This is a genomic window from Sciscionella sediminilitoris (assembly GCF_000737195.2).
GTDB classification, from domain to species: domain Bacteria; phylum Actinomycetota; class Actinomycetes; order Mycobacteriales; family Pseudonocardiaceae; genus Sciscionella; species Sciscionella sediminilitoris.
Genome location: NZ_JALM01000089.1, coordinates 13,180 through 30,869 on the forward strand (window position 1 = coordinate 13,180; position 17,690 = coordinate 30,869).

Sequence of the window (17,690 nt, forward strand, 5' to 3'; positions counted from 1 at the left end):
GCAGCCGACTAATCCGTTGACCAACAGGCACGGAGACGTTCACCCACAAAGGGGACTCAACCCTGTGACGACGCCCCCACCAGGACATCACCGACACCTCGGCGCTCGTAATGCCGCTTACAAGCGATGCGCGAAAACAGAATATGTATTCGCCTGAACAACGTCGAACCTCGCGCCGGAAGACATGTCCTCGACTTTCACCGAATTCTACTGTCCGTACGGCTGCACACCAGGGAACTCGCCGGTATCGATACACTCGGTAGAGCCCCATCTTGAAACAGCACTGACAGTGTCGCGGTTTTCTTGTCAGGGTGAATTCAGGGGAATCGTGTAACAAAGCAAGAATTTGATCATTTGGCTCTCGGGTAAATATTTTCATCCGAAATCAATTGCTGTGACCTGGTCAAAAACGGCGCCGGATCCCCATGCAGGGGGAAACAAGATGCGCGAACTTGCCCAGGAAACCGAGCGGGAACTAACGTTCACCTCGCCCAGCGAACCTCACGAATCCGCAACGACAGTGATTTGTGAGTCCAGACCAACAGGCCTCGGGCATGTCCGGAAACGGGCGCGGATCGATCAATCGTTCGCAATTTATTTCGATACACGGTCGCCACCGCAGGCGCCCGAAAGGAAAAGGAGCAGTTGATGAAAACTCGCATGGGTCGCAGATCCCTCGTCGCGGCCGCACTCGCGTTCGCGACCGCCGCAGGCCTGGCAGGCACCGCAGCGGCCACCACCAAGACCGCCTGCAATGACGGCTGTGGGCCGCCCCCGGCCAGGTCGTACGATCTCGTTCAGGTCAGCGCCTACGGCGGGGCCATCGCCGACCCGCAGAAATTCGTCATCAGCAACGTCGCCGACCGCTCCGGGCACCCGGAGAACATTCCGGCGGGCACGAAATTCTGGCTCAACGGCAACGCACTCGCCCGGCTTTCCGGCCCCAGCAACGACCTGAACTGGAACCTGCAGATCCTGGAGATCAACAACAAGCAGTACACCCAGGTCACCCTCAGGAACGACCTCCAGCCCGGCGAATCGCACAGCGTCGACCTCGGTCACTTCAACGTGGCCATCGGTTCCAACGATATTCTCGGGCTCGCCCCCTACGACGTGCAGCCCATTCGCACCAAGCAGGAACTGAACAGCACCGAATGGGCGGTCCCCGGCGACTCCTCCGCCCGCTTCAACAACTCGGCGCAGATCAAGTGCCTGGCCAGCGCCCAGCCCATCGCCAGCTGGTGCGACGCCTCCAACAACGTCCAGTCCCCGTGGTGACGTATTCCCGCGCCTGAACCCGACAGGACAGCGAGATGCCCGGCCGGTTCCCCGGCCGGGCATCTCGGCCGTACAGCTTGCCGATCAGCCGCGTCAGGAGAGCATCGCGAGTTGAGTGACGAACATCGAATATTGCGCGAACTCGCCGATCGGTCGGCCATCCGCGCACTGATCGAGAACCTCGCGCACAGTATCGATCAGCGCGACTTCGACGGCATCCTGAGCCGGGCAACCCCGAACGTCCATTTCCTGCAGATCAATGAAGGGGCCGCCGAGCCGAACATCGAATTGTACGGCCGGGGTGAACTACTGCTCGAGCTGAAGAACCTCAACAACATCGAATCGTTGAGCACCCTGCTCGGCTCATGCCTGATCGAACTCGGTGGCTCCGAGGCGACCGCCGAAACCAACTGCGTGTCCTACGTCCGGTTCGTGATCGACGACGACCACGTCCTCACGACGGTGTCCTACCGGCTCATCGACAGGTTCACCAGACAGGACGGCGGCGACTGGTTGATCGCCGACCGCCACGGCATCGTCGCCTGGACGGATACCCGCCCCTCGCAGCCCTGAGGGGCCAGCGGGAGTGTCGCGGTCACAGCCTCTTCCTTTCCGTGACCGAGCGGATCATGGCGTGCGCGCTTCCCAGGTAACCGGCCGGTTCGCAGAGCTCGCGGATCCGTTCGGTGCCGAGTACCGCCACGATAGCCGGATGTCGGCTCAGTTCGGTGGCGAGGTCACCGCCGGTTTCGATCACTTGATCGCAGGCTTGGTAGACGAGTTCGTGGGCGCGGTGGCGGCCGAGTTGCGGCGCGAGCGCCATCATGACCGCTTCGGCGAGGATGAGCCCGCCGGTGCGGTCCACGTTGGCACGCATCCGCTCGGTATCGACCCGCAGTCCGGCCATGATGTGGGTGGCTTGCGACAGCGAGGAGGAGAGCAGCAGGAATGCTTCGGGAATGACGGCCCATTCGATGTGCCATGGCCCGGTGGCGCGTTCGAAGTCCTGCATCATCGCATCGAGCATGGCCGATGCCTTGTCGCGCAACAGTTTGGCCGCGGCGATCATGAGTTCGCTGGAGATCGGGTTGCGTTTCTGGGGCATGGTGGAGCTCGCCCCGCGCCCGGCCACGAAGGGTTCGGCCAGTTCGCCGAATTCGGTGGCGCACAGGGTGGCGACATCGGTGCCGATCTTGCCGACCGAGGCGCCGATGGCGGCGAGCAGCGCGATGATCTCGTTGAGGCCGTCACGGGCCACATGCCAGGTGATCTCGGGATCCCGCAGGCCGAGCTCCTCGGCAAGAGCAGCCCGGATCCGCAGGCCCTCCGTTCCGGAGCCGAGCGAGGCCAGGGTTCCCGCCGCGCCGCCGAACTGCACCATCAGGTCCCGTGCGCGGACCGCGTCCAGGCGGTCGGAGTGCCGGTCCAGGGCGGAAAGCCAGACCGCGACCCGGTAGCCGAAGGTGATGGGCAGGGCGTGCTGGAGGTGCGTCCGCCCCGCGGTGACGGTGTCGGCGTGTTCGGCCGCGAGGCGGCGCAGGTGTGCCCGCAGCTCGTCCAGGGCTTCGGCGATGAGCGCCAGACCTTGCCCGCATTGCAGCATGCTCGCGGTGTCCATGATGTCCTGGGTCGTGGCACCCCAGTGGAGGTAGCCGCCCGCATCGCCGCACTGCTCGGCGAGCTGGGTGACGATGGCAAGAACGGGGTAGCCGACGGTATCGGTGTCCCTGCGGAGGCGTTCGCGATCGAGCCGCGCGGGATCGCAGGAGCCGGCGATGGTTTCGGCCGCATGCGCCGGAATGACCCCGATCCGTGCCTGTACTCGCGCGAGCGCGACTTCGACGCGCACCACGGCATCGATGTATGCGTCATCGCCGAAGATCGCGCGCATCGCCGGTGTCCCGAACAGATCACGGAAGAGAACGGAGTCGAAAACGGTGCTGTTCACCGGGATTCCTCCGGAAGTTCGCCATCCTCGGGTTCGGGTTCGGCCGCATCGACGGCGACATACTTCTGTTCCAGGTACTCCTCGATACCGGAGTTTCCGCCCTCGCGCCCGATACCGGATTGCTTCATACCGCCGAACGGGGCGCTGGCATCGGAAACATAACCGCGGTTGAGGCCCACCATTCCGGTTTCGAGGCGTTCGCTCATCCGCACCGCGCGCGCCAGATCGCGGGTGTAGAGGTAGCTCACGAGACCGAATTCGGTGTCGTTGGCCGCGCGGAGGGCCTCGGATTCCTGCTCGAAGGTCTGGATCGCCGCGACGGGCCCGAAGATCTCCTCGCGGCTGATCCGGGAACCGGGCGGCACATCGGTGAGCACGGTCGGCGGGTAGAAGTATCCCGGCCCGGCGGGAATGCGGCCGCCGATGCGCACCGTTGCTCCCGCGGCAACGGTGTCCTCGACCAGTTCGGCGACCTTGCGGCGCTGGCGTTCATCGATGAGTGGCCCGATATCGGTTCCGGTTTCCGTGCCGGGGCCGAGGGTGAGTTCGCTCATGCGCGCGGCGAGTTTCGCGCTGAACCGTTCGGCGACAGCGGCATGCACGTGGAACCGGTTGGCGGCGATGCACGCCTCGCCGATGTTGCGGAGTTTGGCCGTCATCGCGCCCGTGACAGCCGCGTCGAGATCGGCGTCGCGGCACACGATGAACGGGGCGTTCCCGCCGAGCTCCATCGAGGTCCGCAGTACCGTTCCCGCCGCATGGGACAGCAGGAGCCGGCCGACGGGGGTGGACCCGGTGAAGGACAGCTTGCGCAACCGGCCGTCACGCAGCAAGGGCTCGGTGAGCGCGGCCGCGTCCGTGGTCGGGACGATGTTCAGCACACCGTCGGGCAATCCGGCCTCGATAAGTGTCTCGGCCAGGGCGGCCGTGGTCAGCGGCGTCTGTGGCGCGGGCTTGACGATCATGGTGCAACCGGCGGCGACCGCGGGCGCGATCTTGCGCGCGGGCATCGCCAGCGGCGCGTTCCACGGCGTGATCAACAAGCAGGGCCCGACCGGTTGCCGCATGACGAGCACGCGGGCGGTTCCGTCCTCGCTGACCTTCCAGCTGCCCTCGATCCGGACCGCTTCCTCACCGAACCAGCGCAGATAGTTCGCGCCGTATTCGACTTCGGCCCTGGATTCCGCGAGTGACTTGCCCATCTCCAGCGTGATCAACCACGCGAGCTGTTCCTTGCGCCGCAGCAACAATTCGTAGGCGCGGCGCAGGATCAAGCCCCGGTGCCGCGGCGGCGTGGCAGCCCAGCTCGACCGGGCGTCATCGGCTGCCGTGAGCGCGGCGAGCCCGTCCTCGGGTGTGCCGTCGGCGACCTCGCCAAGCGACCGTCCCCTCGCGGGATCCTCGACCTCGAAGGTCGCCGCTCCGGTTGCCGGTCGCCAGCTGCCGTCGATGAGCACGCCACGCCGTACCCGTGTGACGATCTCGGCAACCGATGCGGACTTGGTCACGGCGTTCACGCTTCCTCTCGGATTGATCACGGTGCTGGATCGGGGTTCCCCCGGAAAACGCCCAGGACCGATCAGGTCAGGGCGGCCACCATCGCCTCGGCCATCGGCGCGCTCGAAGCGGGGTTCTGCCCGGTGAACAGGTTCTGATCCCGGACGGTGAACGCCTCGTAGGCCGGGCCGCTGGAGTGCTTCGCGCCCAGCTCGCGCAGCCTGCTGGCGAGCAGCCACGGCGCACCCTCGGCGGTACCGAACAGCTGCTCCTCCTCATCGGTGAACGCCGCCAGTTCCCGCCCGGCGAACAGCCATTTCCCTTCCCCGTCCACCGCGGACAACAGACCGGCGGGTCCGTGGCAGACCGCGCCGATGAGCTTCCCGCTCGCCTCGGCCTCGGTGAGCAGGCGGCCGAGATGCGCGTCCTGGTAGAGGTCGACCACCGGTCCGTGCCCGCCGGGAAGCACCACGGCCACATAGTCGGCGATGTCGATCTCCTCGAGCTTGAGCAAGGGCCCGAAGCTCCGCAGCGCTTCCGCGGCGTGCTCGACGTGGCTCGCGCAGTCCGGCCCGGCGACCTCCGGATCGGCACTGTGCGCATCCAGTGGCTGCAACACTCCGCCCGGGGACGCGAAGTCGACGGTGAATCCGGCTTCGACGAACTTCTTGTGCGGTGCGGCGAGTTCCTCGGCCCAGTAGCCGGTCGGGTACGAGGAACCATCGGTGCGCTCCCAGACGCTTGCCGCGGACATGACGATCAGGACTTTGCTCACGAATTCGATCCTTTGCTGACGATTCCCCGGTCGCGCTTTCCGGCGCCGGTATACCTCGAGCCTGCCGCCGAACACGCGGTTTCGGGGGCCCATCGCGCGCCCTGGGCAACCTAGGACGGCGCGACCTAGGTTGCCCAGGTCCAGCCACCTGGCGGCGAGATCGGCGACAATGGGTTCCGTGGCCATCAATCGCGAACTCGCCGACTTCCTCCGCCGGGCCCGCGCCGTTGTCGATCCGTCCAAGGCAGGACTACCACCGGACGGACGGGTGCGCCGGGTCCCCGGGCTGCGCCGCGAGGAGGTCGCCCGGCTGGCGGGAGTGTCCGCCGATTACTACGCCCGCCTCGAACAGGGCAGGCCCATCACCCCCTCGCCCGCGGTCGTGGAAGCGATCGGCAGGGCGCTCGAACTCGATGCGGCGGGGCGCGCCCACCTGGACGACCTCATCGGGCCGAGCTCGGCGACCACGCGCAGGAAATCCCGTGGTGTGCAACGGGTGCGCCCGGGGCTCTATCAGCTGCTCGACGCCCTCGACGGGGAGCCCGTGCTCGTACTCGGCCGCCGCACCGACATCCTGGCGGCCAACCGGATGGCCAAGGCACTGTTCGCCGACTTCGACCGGATGCCCGCCCCGCGGCGCAACTACGCCCGCTGGATGCTGCTCGACCAGGACGCCCGATCACTGTTCGTGGACTGGCCGGACCAGGCGAGGGCCGCGGTCGAAAGCCTGCGGTTCGAGGTCGGCCGGGACCCCGATGATCGCGCCACCGCCGAACTCATCGCCGACCTCCGCGAACACAGCCCCGAATTCGGCCAGTGGTGGGAACAGCATCGCGTCCATCAGCGCACCCACGGCTCGAAACACCTGCACCACCCACTGGTCGGCGAGCTGACCGTCGAATACGAAAGCCTCACACCTCCCGGCGATCCGGACACGACCCTCTACGTCTACACCACCGAACCCGAGTCCCCGTCCCGCAAAGCCATCAACCTGCTCGCCAGCTGGACGGCCCCCAGTCCGGCCCCGCCACCGAGCACCGAACGCAACGAGGAGCGAGAATGAAGGCGATGGCACTGCCGCACTATGGCGGCGCCGACGATCTGGAACTCAGGGAACAGCCGGAGCCCTCGGCAGGGCCCGGGGAATTCCTGATCCGGGTCAAGGCAGCCGGGGTGAACCCCGCCGACTGGAAGCTGGGCGCCGGTTATCTCGACGGCCTCATGGAGGCACACTTCCCCCTCGTCCCCGGCTGGGAGGTGGCCGGTGTCATCGAGGCCCGTGGCCTCGACGCCACCGAGTTCGAGGTCGGGGACGAGGTCATCGGTTACATCATCAAGGACTGGGCACAGCGCGGCGGCTACGCGGAACTGGTCTCCGCCCCGGCTCGTGCCCTGGCCCGCAAACCGGCGTCCTGGGAGTGGAGGCATGCGGCCGGACTGCCGCTGCCCGGTTTGACGGCCTATCAGGCCATCAAACGGATCGACGTCGGCGCGGGCGACACCGTCCTGGTGCACGCGGCAGCCGGTGGGGTCGGCTCGCTCGGGGTGCAGATCGCGGTCGCCCGTGGCGCTCGGGTCATCGGCACCGCCGGTGAACGCAACCACGACTTCCTGCGCGAGCTCGGCGCCACACCGGTCACCTATGGCGAAGACCTTGCCGAGCGAGTGCGGCGGCTGGTCCCCGAGGGAATCGATGCGGCGCTCGACTTCTACGGCGGCGACGCGGTTGCCGTCTCGCAACAGGTCTTGAAGGACCCCGCACGGGTAGCCTCCGTGGTCGATTTCACCGCTCCCGAGCAGGGCGGGCATCTGGTGTGGGCCCGCGCGAACGCCGAGGAACTGACCGAACTGACCGGTCTCGCCGAGTCCGGGAAGCTTTCGGTCACGGTGAACCGCTCGTTCCCACTCGAACAAGCGGCCGAGGCCTGGCGAGCCATCCAGGAAGAGGGCCGTACCCGCGGCCGGATCGTGCTGGACGTCGACCCTGACCGAGGCTCACCAACCGCCGCGCAGCACGAGTAACCGAACCTGGAGTTCGAGGGTGAACCGCTGCACGGCGTCCTCCAGATCGAGGGCACAGAGCTTTTCGATGCGCTGCAAGCGATAGCGGAAGGTGTTCCGGTGCACCCGCAAGGCGGCCGCCGCCCTCGTCACGTCACACGCCGCGTCGAACCAGCTCAACAAGGTGTCCAGGTATTCGGCGCCGCGCCGGGATCCATCGCGCCGCAGAAGGTCCACGGGACCGCTCAACAGTCCGGGATGCTCGGTGACCAGACCGGCGAGCTCGGCGATCAGGATGTGCGGGCGGAGCTCGGCGAGCGAGGCGGTGGCCGGGGTGCGCCGTGCGGCCAGCACGGCAACGGCATGCCGGAGCGGTTCGCGTTCGGCTCGGACCTCCTCGGTCGCGGTCAGCGCCGCGGTCAGGCAGGCGACCACCGGTACACCGGACAACCGCGCGGCGCGCCCGCGCAGTTGCTCGGCGAACGCCCCGGGGTCACCGGCACCGGTGAACAACACATAGGCGACCGAGTCGTGGATGACGGTGATCGTTTCCGGATTCAGCATCCGGGCACAGCGCGCCAACGGCGATTCCCGTTCCGGCGGGAAAGCGGCTTCCGCACCGAACGAACCGAGGGCGAGCAGATACCACGCCGGGCACCTGGCGGGTAACCGCTCGGTCAGCGCCTCCAGGGACCCCTTTCCGGCCAGCAGCCCGCGCAGCAGCTCGGCCCGGACCTCGTCCTCGGCATCGACGCCGGCGTCCGGGAACCAGGCGGCCGCCGCCGCGGCGACATCCCCGAGCACGCGCTCCGCGCAGTCCGGGGTGTCCGGCCCGGGAGTCAGCAGCACGTAGCCGACCGTTCGGTTCGCCACCTCGATCGGCGCGACCAGCCGGTGCCCGATCCAGGCGATGCCGTGCAGTTTCCGGACGGCGGCGAGTTCTTCCCCCGGGCCCCTGCGGGCGAGAACCGGTTCGCCGGTGGTCTCCTCGAGCCCGCCCTCGCAACCGAAGGCGAGCACCCGCAGCGCGGCATCGGTGAGCACCACGGCACCGGCCAGGGCGAGCGCCGCGCTCTCGGCGAGTTCGTACAGGCCGCTCGCGGTGGGCACCGACTCCGGGACGCCGAGCCGGTGGCGGGACACCAGCGAGCGGACCAGCGCGCCCAGTTCCTCCCAGCCGACTTCGGCGTGTACCGCCAGCACCGGGATCCCGGCCGCGGTGACCTCGGCATCCGCTGGCAGGCAGCCGTCGCGCAGCACGATCGCCGCGGCCTCGGCTCGCTGCCCGGCCAGCACTGCCTCGGTGAGCTCGGCGCGCGAGGGGCGGGCCGCGGTCAGCAGGACCACCTGGTGGCGGTGCAGCGGCTGAGTAGGATCCCAGATCACCGCTCCGGCCAGCGGCCGCTCCAGGTTCGCCTCCGTGCTCAGCACCGCGAACCAGCCGCGCCGGGCGCCGATCAGGCTGGACAGCCGAGGCTCGCCCTGGATCGGCACCAGGGAGTGCTCCCTCCGGTTGTCCACGACCGTCATGGCTCACGAGGCTAGATACGGATCCGGCGCCCGTCAGTGGGCGCAGCGCCCTGTTCCCGGTGCCCGGAAGGGCGCAGCGCAACTATCGGATCCGGGCAACCACGCGATCCGGTCAGGACTCGTCCCAATCCACGCCGACGGCACGGGTGGCCAGGTGCACGGCCAGCCGGTCGTCGGGGTCCTCGAGGTCGGCGGGCAACAGCTCGGCGATCCGGTCCATCCGCTGCATGACCGTGTTGCGGTGGATCCCGAGCACGGCCCCCGCTGCCTTGGCCGAGGACCGGCAGTCGAGATAGCAGCGCAGGGTGCGCACCAGCATGCCGGACGGGTCGACGGCATCGAGCGGGGCGAGCAGTTCGGCGGCTGCCCCGCGCAGCGCGGCCGTGCCGTACCAGCCCGCGAGCAGCCGCCGGGGGCTGGCCGCGTCGATGTGTTCCACGGCGGCCGGGCGGTGCGCGGTGCGCGCGAGCAGGGCGGCCTGGCGCGCCTGTTCGGCGGAGCGGCCGATCCCCGCGGTACCCGGATGCGCACCGCCGATGCCCGCGCACAACCACAGCCCAGGGTGTTCCGCCTCGATGGCGGCCAGGGTCCGCCCCACCCGCCCGATCAGCGGTCCCGGATCGGCCGGGTCGGCGGCTGCCTCGCTCGTCGTCCAGAACACCCAGCCCTCGGCGCGTTCCACCGGTGTCACCGGCATCCCGTGCTCGGCGAACCGCTCCTCGAGTTCGGTGCCGAGCGCGGAACCCCGGACGGCCGCGGGCAGCGCCGAGACCTGCACCTGCACCGCGGTGTGCCATCCGGCGAGCCGCCAGCCGAGCGCGGTCGCCCGCTCGACGCTCCGGCTGCCCAGCTCCTCCGGTTGTTCGAGGATTTCGTTGAGCAGCAGGGAACGGCGCCGGTGTTCGCGTTCGGCGAGGACCGCCTCACCGGCCACGTGCAGGGCGAAGGACAGCGCGGCGATCGCGATCGCGTTCCGCACCGGTTCGAGCAGCACCCCGGTGCCGAATCGCGGACGGTGCACCACGATCCAGCAGACCGCGGGCCCGCTCGGATCGGCCTGCACCGGATGCAGCAACAGCCCTTCGTCATCGGTCCCGGTCGTCGCGGCGACCGGATGCCGTTCCCCGAGCCGCACCGCCTCGCCGTCGAGCAGCGCGTGCACCGCCGGATCACCGGCGAGCAGACGGGATTCCGCATCGACGATGGCCACCGGTTCACCCACGGCCGCGGTCAGCGCGGACACCAGCGCCTGCGCGTCGGCCGGTGGACGCTGGAATCGGCGGGCCACCTCGCCGAGCACCTTCAGCCCGGCGATCTCGGGGGCACGGACATACGGCTCGAACGCGGTCACCACCGCCGCGGGGGCGATCTCCGGCACACCGATGAGCGGCAGGGCGAGCCGATCCGCGAGCCGAGTGGTGACGAACGGAATCCGCCGCCTCGGGTGCGCGGCGATGATGCCGGAGAGACCGGCGCTGCCGGCCAGCCGGACCGCGAGATCCACCGCGAGATCGTCGAGGACGAGCTGATCCCTGCCGAACACGGCGACACTTCCCGGGGCGAGCTCGGGGATCTCGTGCACGTCCGAGCCGACGACGACGAGCCGGACCGGCCGGTGCAGTCCGCTCGCCCCGCCGAGCACCTCGTGTCCCGGAAGCAGGCCGAGTTCCAGCAATTGGCCGAGGGTGATCGGGACAGAGTTCATGGTGTCACCGGAGCCGGTCGCAGCGGCGCCCCGATCGCGGTCACCTGCAGGCGCGCCGCGGGGACGGGGACATAGGTCGTCAGGGCCGCGCGCACCGGTGTCTCGCGGAGTGTGCGCGGATCGGCACCGGCACGCACCGCGGCATCGCGGGCCAGCCGCCTCGCCCGGTTCGCGCTCTCCTGCCGGTCCCCCGCGCCCTGCCAGAAGATCCGGTCGACCGAACCCGCGGCCTCGGCGGTCGCGGCACCGATCACCGCGGCGAGTTCGCCGTCGGGCGGCCGGGTCACCGGAACCCCCGCGATCTCCTCGGCGAGCTCACCGAGCACCAGCACCGCAAGCTCATCATCACCGGCCCGTGTGCGGGCGAGCGCGGCGCGCAGCCGTTCCGGGAAACCGGCCTGGCGCCGGGAAACCACGACCGGCCGGGGCGTGCGCACCCCGGTCCGGACACCGGCGATCTCCCGTAGCCGTCCCGCTCCGGGCAGCAATCCGTCCCGAACGCGGCTCACCACGGCGGCCTCCGAACGCGCATCGACGACGACGGCCGAACCCGTTCCCGCCAACCGGACCGCACCGTGCAGCGCGGCGGCCCGCGCGGCACCGATCAACGCCGTGGCGTGGCGCCGTGCCAAATGGGCGGGCAGTACCGTCCCGTCCCCGCGAAGCACGAACAGTTCCGCCTCGGGTTGCCGCGCGCCGAGAACGGCGGTCAGTTCGCCGATCCGGGCATCGACCGCCGCGGCCATGGCGGCATCGAGGACGGCGGTGTTCTCCCGCTCAAGCAAGCCGAGCGCTTCGGTCTCCCCGCCACGGATCACCGGCACGTTCAGCTGTTCGGCGAGCACGGCCGCCGCGCGCCGTTCGTGCTCCGGGTACTCAAGGCCGTGCACGCCCGCGACCGCGACGGCACCGGCGATTCCCGCGCAGCCGCGCGCGAATTCGGTCACCGCGGCCAGGTCCAGTGGTGCCGAGACCCGCCCGTCGTACTCGTGCCCGCCGCGCACCATCGTCACCGGTCCCGCCAGCATCGCGCGTTCGCGGACGGGCCAGGCGGCCAGTGGCGGTATCGCGGTCGTCGCGGGGGCACCGATGCGCAGCACCGCCACGCGCGCCCCCGCGTCCAGCTCGGCGAGCTCGGGATCGGGCAGGATCGCCACGACCCGGTCGATCGCCGCGGCCTCGATGTCCCGGGTGAGCAGCTGCTCGAGCATCCGTGCCGGGGTGTCCCCGTGCCGCACCGCGCGGATCCGGTCCCGATCGTCGAGGGCCACCGCCGCGGTGGCGTCCACGCCGACGCGCAGCCCGCTCATCCCTGCTCCACCGATCGTCCCTGCCCCGCCGGGACCGCGCCGTCGAACCGGACCGCGTCGACCGGGTAGCCGAAGGCCCGCGGTCCCACCATCCTCAGGCCTTCCGGGGTGTGCCAGCGGTGATCGACCGGGCCGGTGATCACCCGCACCTCCTGCCCGGTGACGAGGTCGACGGTCTGCTGCAGGGCACCGGTCTCCGAGTCGGCGATGCCGATCAGGTCCGGCACCGTGGCCAGCACCGCGCCTTCCCGGCCGACGATCAGGTTCTCGTTCTGGAAATCCAGGCGCACCAAGCCTTCCGGGGTGCGCAGGGATACGACGCCGCGCGGTGCGCCCTCGCCGTAGCGCTGCACGAGTTCGGCGACGGTTCCCGAACACACCAGCCGTCCGCCACAGGCGCGCAGATACGGCTCGAATCCGTCCTCCCGCGCCGGGTCCACCTCCGCGAGTGCCGCACCGATCCGGGCGCAGTCGCTGATCGAGCCGCCCGCGCGGAACCGGGCACAGTCCCCGGCAGTCACCCGGTACGCGCTGATCAGGGCGACGAGTCCGAGCCCGGGCATGACGGCGCGCAGCAGCTCCCCGAGCACCGCGTCCGCGCCGTGGCTGAACTCCGCGACCACCCCGGCCCCGCCGACCACGGTGATCGGCGCGGCGGAGTACCCGAACAGGCGCAGCAGGGTCATGTCGATCGAGGGCCAGGTGCGCCGCATCAGATCCGCGTCCAGGCACGGGAGCCCGAGCTCGGCCGCGACGGCCAGCGCGACGGCCACGTTCACGCTGCCGAGCTGCACCGGAAGAACCGCCGCGCACTCCCGGCCGATCCGGGCTTCCACTACCGAACGCAGGGTCCGCGCCTCGAGCGTGCCGTGCACCTTCTCGGTCAGCGCCACCGGGGTTCCCCCGGAAACCACCGGGAGCACCGGTGCGTCCGAGGCCAGCGTCTCCGGGGTCACCAGCCGGATCGGACCGTGCCGCCGGATCGCCGCGACCACCAGTTGCTGCCCGAGATAGGGATCACCGCCACCGCCGCTGCCGAAATGCAGTGCCCCGCGAACCACGTCCGCGACGCATTCCTCGGCGAGCTGTTCCATCCCGGAACCCTACCCGGCACGGCCACCGCCCGCGCCGCGGAAACTCGCGTACAGCCTGGCGAAGGTGCGCGCGGCCGTGGCCAGTTCGGCGACCGGCACGTACTCGTCGGCTGCGTGCGCGACACTCATCGATCCCGGCCCGTACACCACGGAGGGAATGCCGAGCTCATTGCGCAGGAACCGGGCGTCGGTGCCGAGGTACAGGCCCCGGATCGGCGCGTGCTCCGCGGCCTGGCGCACCTCGGTGACGAACAGGTGCGCGGCATCGAGCTCGGAGCCCTCGGCGAACGCGAGCACGGTCATCTCGTAGTCGAACGCACCCGCGGACTCGATCACCGCGGCCAGCGAGGCGAGCGCCTGCTCCCTGTTCTGCCCGGGCAGCACCCGGCGATCGGCCCGCAACCGGCATTCGGCGGCCACGATGTTGACCGCGGTGCCACCGGAGATCGTGCCGACGTTCGCGGTCGGCGTGCCGAGGAACGGATGCTCCCCGGTCCCGAAATCGGCCTCGTGCAGCGCGGATGCGATGCGCGCGGCATCGGCGACGGCGGAATGCCCGGCCGCGGGATCGCTGCCGTGCGCCGCGCGTCCCCGCACCAGGATCTCCACCAGCAGCGCGCCCCGCTCGGCGACGCTCACCCGCAGTTCGCTGGGTTCGGGAACGATCGCGGCATCGGCCTCCGCGAGCCCGGCCGCGACCAGTGCCTCGGTCCCGGCCCGGCCACCGGTCTCCTCATCGGCCACGAAGTGGAACGCGATATCGGACGGCGGCGCCACTCCGGCATCCCGGCAGGCCCGCATTCCCTCCACTGCCGCGGCGATCCCACCTTTCATATCGCAGGCACCGCGACCGTAGAGCAGCCCGTCTCGCACCTGCCCGGCGAACGGCGGCAGCGACCAGTCCCCGGCCACCACCGGAACCACATCGGTGTGCCCGTTGACCAGCAGGGTCGGCCGGTCCCCCGAACCGAGCCGGGCGAGCACCGATGGGCGTCCCGGTTCGGGTTCGAAGATCGTCACCTCGGCGCCCAGTTCGCGCAGTACGGCCCGCAGTGGTTCCACCACCGGCCATTCCCCGCCGGGCGGATTCCTGGTGTCGCACCGGATCAGCTCCGCGGCGAGTTCGGTCACCCGGTCCGCGCGCACCGCGGCCGCAGCCGCATCGACGCTCATGGGGCCCTCCTGGCGTGTTCGGTGAGCGCGGCGAGCGCTTCCTCGTCGAGAAATCCGAGCGGGGCAAGGTTTTCGGCGAACCGCAGCAGCTCCGCGCGGTGCGCGGTGACCTCGGCGAACAGCTCGGCCGCCGCCGCTGCCCGTCCGGCGCGGGCGAGCAGCACCGCGCGCCAGAAGTCGGCCTCCCGGTTGTCCGGCCCGATCACCTGCGCGGCATCGGCGAGCGCACGCAGCCGTTCGTCCAGTTCATCCGGCCCGATCCCGGTGAACGGGCCGAGGGTCAGTCCGCGGGCGAACATCACCGAACCGACCACGCCGAACGCCCGGGAGCGCGGCAGCAACCGGGCGAGCTCACCGACCGGATCGGGGTGATCATCCACCCGCAGGTCGGTGCGCACCTCGTTCCATGGGGCCGGGCCACGGTTCCCGGACACCACGCGCAACGCCGCCGACTGCGAACCGCGCACATCGCCGCCCGCGGCCTCCGCGGCCAGGAGACCGGCGAGGATCCGGTCCGCGAGGTCACCCTCTTCGGCCTCGAAGGCGCGCAGCGCGGCGGCGCACACATCCGGATCGGCGAGCATGTTCCCCTGCACGGTGACCTGAGTGCCCCGTGCCACCGCGACGCATGGGGCGCAGGACTCTCCCGTGTGCGTACCGACCGAGCCCACGGCATCGACCACGCCCAGCTGGCGATACGCCGAGTCCGGGTCACCGGCCACCAGCGTGTCCACTGTGGACGATGCGGATACCCCGGCCCGCAACAACTCCAGCCCGTGCGGGCCGTGCTCGACGTTGACGAAGGCCTGGGTGGCGACCGCGCCGACCCCCGCCTCGGCCCAGGGCAACAGCGCGCCGACACCGAAGAAGTGGGTCTGCGCACCGACTCCGAGCTCGCCGGTGGCCGGATCGCGCGCGACGATCGAGTAGGTCACCGATTCACGTCCTCGGCTCGCGCGATGTTCTCCCGCAGGATTTCGGTGACCCGCTCCGGTTCCTCGAGCATCGGCAGATGACCTACTCCCGGCAGGGTCAGCGCGGTGCCGCCGGTGACCTCGGCCAGTTCCGCGGACATCGCGGGCGGGCAGGTCGGATCCGCGGACCCGGTCACCGCGCGCACCGGAATCCCGGAACCCGCGAGATTTCCCGCGATTGCCCGGATATCGGCACCGAAGGCGCCGTACAGGATTTGCGCGACCACGTTTTCCGGCCGCTCGCCGACGGCCTCGGCCATGACGGTCCGGATGTGCGCGGATTCCCGGTACGCCGGGCCGACGATCTGGCGCACCTGGTCGGCGAAGTATCCGGCCGTGCCCTTCTCCTCGAGCTCGGTCACCATGGCCGCGATCGCCTCGTCCGGAACACCGGTGCCCAGCGTGGATCCGAACGCGGTGACGCTCGCGACCCGTTGCGGGGCAAGGGCTCCCAGGGCGACCGAGATGGTTCCGCCGAGCGAACCGCCGCCGAAATGTGCCCGCGCCAGGCCGAGCTGGTCGAGCACGGCGCGCACATCCGGCACATAGCCCTCTTCAACGGTGAACGGACCGCTCAGCACCGATTCCCCGTGCCCGCGCAGATCCACGGCCAGCACCGGCCGATCCATGGCGGCCGCGACCTCGGTCCACACCACGGCGGCGGAGTTGATGGGATGCAGCAGCACGAGCGGGGTTCCCGGCCGGTCCACGCCCACGCGCAGCACCGACAGCGTCCCCGCATCGCCCGCGATCCGCACCCGGTCCGGCGCCATGCTCATTCCGTCCCGTACTTGGGCATCTGCTTGTCGGTCACGCTCACGTGCATGTGCCAGATCCGCCATTCCGGGTTCTGCTTGCCATCGTCCCGGCGGAAGAACTCGGTGGTGCGGAACGGAGTCGGCACCGGATCGGCTCCCGTGGTCATGACGAGATCGGCCACGCCTTCGGCGGTGAGCAGCGCGACATCCCCGAAAAGCTGAACATCCGGCCCGACGGTGTCCTCGATCGCGGTGATGGTCAGCCCGATCTTCGCGGAGTTGACCCACAACCGGTGTTTGTCCAGCACGCCGTTGTAGGTGTGGCCGTTGAGATTGAACTGGTGGTATCCGTCCCCGACCGGGAAATACGCCAGCATCTTCTCGGCGATCAGGCCGATATTGGCTTCGTACCAACCCTTGTGCACATCGAGAATCTGTTCGAGGTCACTGCTCATGGCGGTTCTCCTTTTCGGTGCTCACTGCCTTTTCAGTGGGTGAATTCCCGGGTCAGTTCGCCGGTGACGGCCAGGGTTTCCTCGGCCCCTTCCGGGACGACGGTGGCGAGCACGACGCTGTCCGCACCGGCGTCGAGGTACTCCCCGATGCGCGCACGGGCGCTGTCCTGATCGCCGACGATGCCGAACACGTCGAGCCATTCCTCGGGCATCTCCGCGGCCACCGTCTCGGCCCCGCCCCTGGCGAGCATGTCCGCGAGCTGTTCGTTGACCCCGACCGCGCCGAACAGCGCGGTCGGCCCGGTCGCGGCGAGGTAGAAGGCCAGTACGGGCCGCAGCGCCGCACGGGCCGCAGCGATCCGGTCCGGATCCCTGGTGATGTTGGCCGCCGCGAGCACGCTGATCCCGAGGCGCTGCTCGCGTCCGGCCGCCTTCGCCGCCGCATCGAGTTTCGCCCGCGCGGCACGCACGTACTCGACCGGAGCGAGCGCGCTGACGAGCAGGCCGTCGGCGAGCTGACCGGTCAGTTCGAGGCCCTTGTCCCCGAGCACCCCGGTGAACAGCGGCACGCCGTCCGGAACCGGGTGCGTGATCGCGATCTGCCGGAAGGTGGCGAACCGGCCGTCCTCGTCCACCGTCTTCCCGGAAAGCAGCTCCCGGACCCCGGTCAGCGTCTCGCGCAGCGCGCTCATCGGCGACCGTTGGGTCAGCCCCATCTGCGCGGTCCAGCCGGGCACCCCGTGCCCGATGCCGGGAATGAGCCTGCCCGGATAGGCGCGGGCGAGGGTGCCGATCTCCATGGCCAGCAGCGCCGGATGCCGGACGACCGAGGACACCACGCCGATCCCGACCGGAATCCGCGCCGTGCTGCCGAGTGCGAGCGCGGCACCCGCGACCCCGCCGAGGAAGAAATAGTCCTCCGGGATCCACAGTTCGCCGTAGCCGGCGGATTCCGCCGCACGGGCCTGCGCACCGATCTGCTCGGGCGGTGTGGTGCTGCCGAGCAGCACACCGAGTCGGCTGCGAACGGGGTGCGCCATGGGAAACTCCTGTCGTACGGAGACCGGAATCGCAACGGATCGCTCGATGCTATGAACCGGTGCCCCGTACCCGCTTCGGCCATGGCGCACGAATCTCGGTCCGCGCGGGTGTGCACGCCGCCCGGTTCGCGCCTACAGCGTGTCTCCCAATA

At 69.9% G+C, this 17,690-nt stretch carries 16 protein-coding genes; 4 read left to right on the forward strand and 12 right to left on the reverse strand.

The genetic code is table 11. From position 1 onward, the window contains the following. The first annotated feature begins 648 nt into the window (after positions 1-648). Positions 649-1,278 (forward strand): hypothetical protein, encoded by a 630-nt coding sequence (locus AD72_RS28935; protein ID WP_156365412.1) that lies wholly within the window; start codon positions 649-651, stop codon positions 1,276-1,278. Between the two features lie 132 nt (positions 1,279-1,410). After that, positions 1,411-1,851, forward strand: a complete 441-nt coding sequence (locus AD72_RS28940) for a nuclear transport factor 2 family protein (protein ID WP_031469796.1) — start codon at positions 1,411-1,413, stop codon at positions 1,849-1,851. 22 nt (positions 1,852-1,873) lie between these two features. Here the strand turns inward: AD72_RS28940 and AD72_RS28945 are convergent, their stop codons facing one another. The 3 genes from AD72_RS28945 to AD72_RS28955 all read right to left on the reverse strand — a co-directional run bounded on the left by AD72_RS28945 (position 1,874) and on the right by AD72_RS28955 (position 5,498). Continuing rightward, entirely contained in the window at positions 1,874-3,226 is a 1,353-nt protein-coding gene (locus AD72_RS28945) for a class-II fumarase/aspartase family protein (protein WP_031469797.1), read from the reverse strand. Continuing rightward, entirely contained in the window at positions 3,223-4,743 is a 1,521-nt protein-coding gene (locus tag AD72_RS28950) for an NAD-dependent succinate-semialdehyde dehydrogenase (RefSeq protein ID WP_051899130.1), read from the reverse strand. The genes AD72_RS28945 and AD72_RS28950 overlap by 4 nt, the downstream gene beginning before the upstream one ends. Positions 4,744-4,805: 62 nt before the next feature. Further along, on the reverse strand, positions 4,806-5,498 hold the full coding sequence (locus AD72_RS28955; RefSeq protein WP_031469799.1) for a type 1 glutamine amidotransferase domain-containing protein: 693 nt from the start codon (positions 5,496-5,498) through the stop codon (positions 4,806-4,808). A 169-nt stretch (positions 5,499-5,667) separates the two neighbouring features. On the opposite strand from AD72_RS28955, the gene AD72_RS28960 reads away from it, so the two are divergent. Beyond that, positions 5,668-6,561 carry a helix-turn-helix transcriptional regulator gene (locus AD72_RS28960; RefSeq protein WP_031469800.1) on the forward strand — a complete coding sequence of 298 codons (894 nt, stop codon included), beginning with the start codon at positions 5,668-5,670 and terminating at the stop codon, positions 6,559-6,561. Beyond that, entirely contained in the window at positions 6,558-7,520 is a 963-nt protein-coding gene (locus AD72_RS28965) for an NADP-dependent oxidoreductase (protein ID WP_051899131.1), read from the forward strand. Before AD72_RS28960 ends, AD72_RS28965 begins: the two co-directional genes overlap by 4 nt. Here the strand turns inward: AD72_RS28965 and AD72_RS28970 are convergent. From AD72_RS28970 to AD72_RS29010, 9 genes are all read right to left on the reverse strand, one after another. Further along, positions 7,494-9,029, reverse strand: coding sequence for a PucR family transcriptional regulator (locus tag AD72_RS28970; RefSeq protein ID WP_031469802.1), 1,536 nt, complete (start codon positions 9,027-9,029; stop codon positions 7,494-7,496). The genes AD72_RS28965 and AD72_RS28970 overlap by 27 nt on opposite strands. A 112-nt stretch (positions 9,030-9,141) precedes the next feature. After that, positions 9,142-10,734 (reverse strand): helix-turn-helix domain-containing protein, encoded by a 1,593-nt coding sequence (locus tag AD72_RS28975; protein WP_031469803.1) that lies wholly within the window; start codon positions 10,732-10,734, stop codon positions 9,142-9,144. Then, positions 10,731-12,044, reverse strand: coding sequence for a hydantoinase/oxoprolinase N-terminal domain-containing protein (locus AD72_RS28980; protein ID WP_031469804.1), 1,314 nt, complete (start codon positions 12,042-12,044; stop codon positions 10,731-10,733). Before AD72_RS28980 ends, AD72_RS28975 begins: the two co-directional genes overlap by 4 nt. Then, entirely contained in the window at positions 12,041-13,138 is a 1,098-nt protein-coding gene (locus AD72_RS28985) for an S-methyl thiohydantoin desulfurase family protein (RefSeq protein ID WP_037347694.1), read from the reverse strand. The genes AD72_RS28980 and AD72_RS28985 overlap by 4 nt, the downstream gene beginning before the upstream one ends. Before the next feature lie 9 nt (positions 13,139-13,147). After that, complete coding sequence (locus AD72_RS28990; protein ID WP_031469806.1) at positions 13,148-14,311, reverse strand: M20 family metallopeptidase; 1,164 nt, start codon at positions 14,309-14,311, stop codon at positions 13,148-13,150. Further along, entirely contained in the window at positions 14,308-15,246 is a 939-nt protein-coding gene (locus AD72_RS28995; protein ID WP_031469807.1) for a DUF1028 domain-containing protein, read from the reverse strand. The genes AD72_RS28990 and AD72_RS28995 overlap by 4 nt, the downstream gene beginning before the upstream one ends. Next, the gene (locus tag AD72_RS29000; protein WP_231645016.1) at positions 15,243-16,058 is read right to left on the reverse strand and encodes an alpha/beta fold hydrolase; all 816 of its coding nucleotides are present in this window, start codon (positions 16,056-16,058) and stop codon (positions 15,243-15,245) included. Before AD72_RS29000 ends, AD72_RS28995 begins: the two co-directional genes overlap by 4 nt. Positions 16,059-16,060: 2 nt before the next feature. After that, positions 16,061-16,498: a nuclear transport factor 2 family protein gene (locus tag AD72_RS29005; protein WP_031469809.1), complete on the reverse strand. Its 438-nt coding sequence runs from the start codon at positions 16,496-16,498 to the stop codon at positions 16,061-16,063. Positions 16,499-16,530: 32 nt separating this feature from the next. Continuing rightward, the gene (locus tag AD72_RS29010; RefSeq protein ID WP_031469810.1) at positions 16,531-17,538 is read right to left on the reverse strand and encodes an LLM class flavin-dependent oxidoreductase; all 1,008 of its coding nucleotides are present in this window, start codon (positions 17,536-17,538) and stop codon (positions 16,531-16,533) included. Positions 17,539-17,690: the final 152 nt, after the last annotated feature.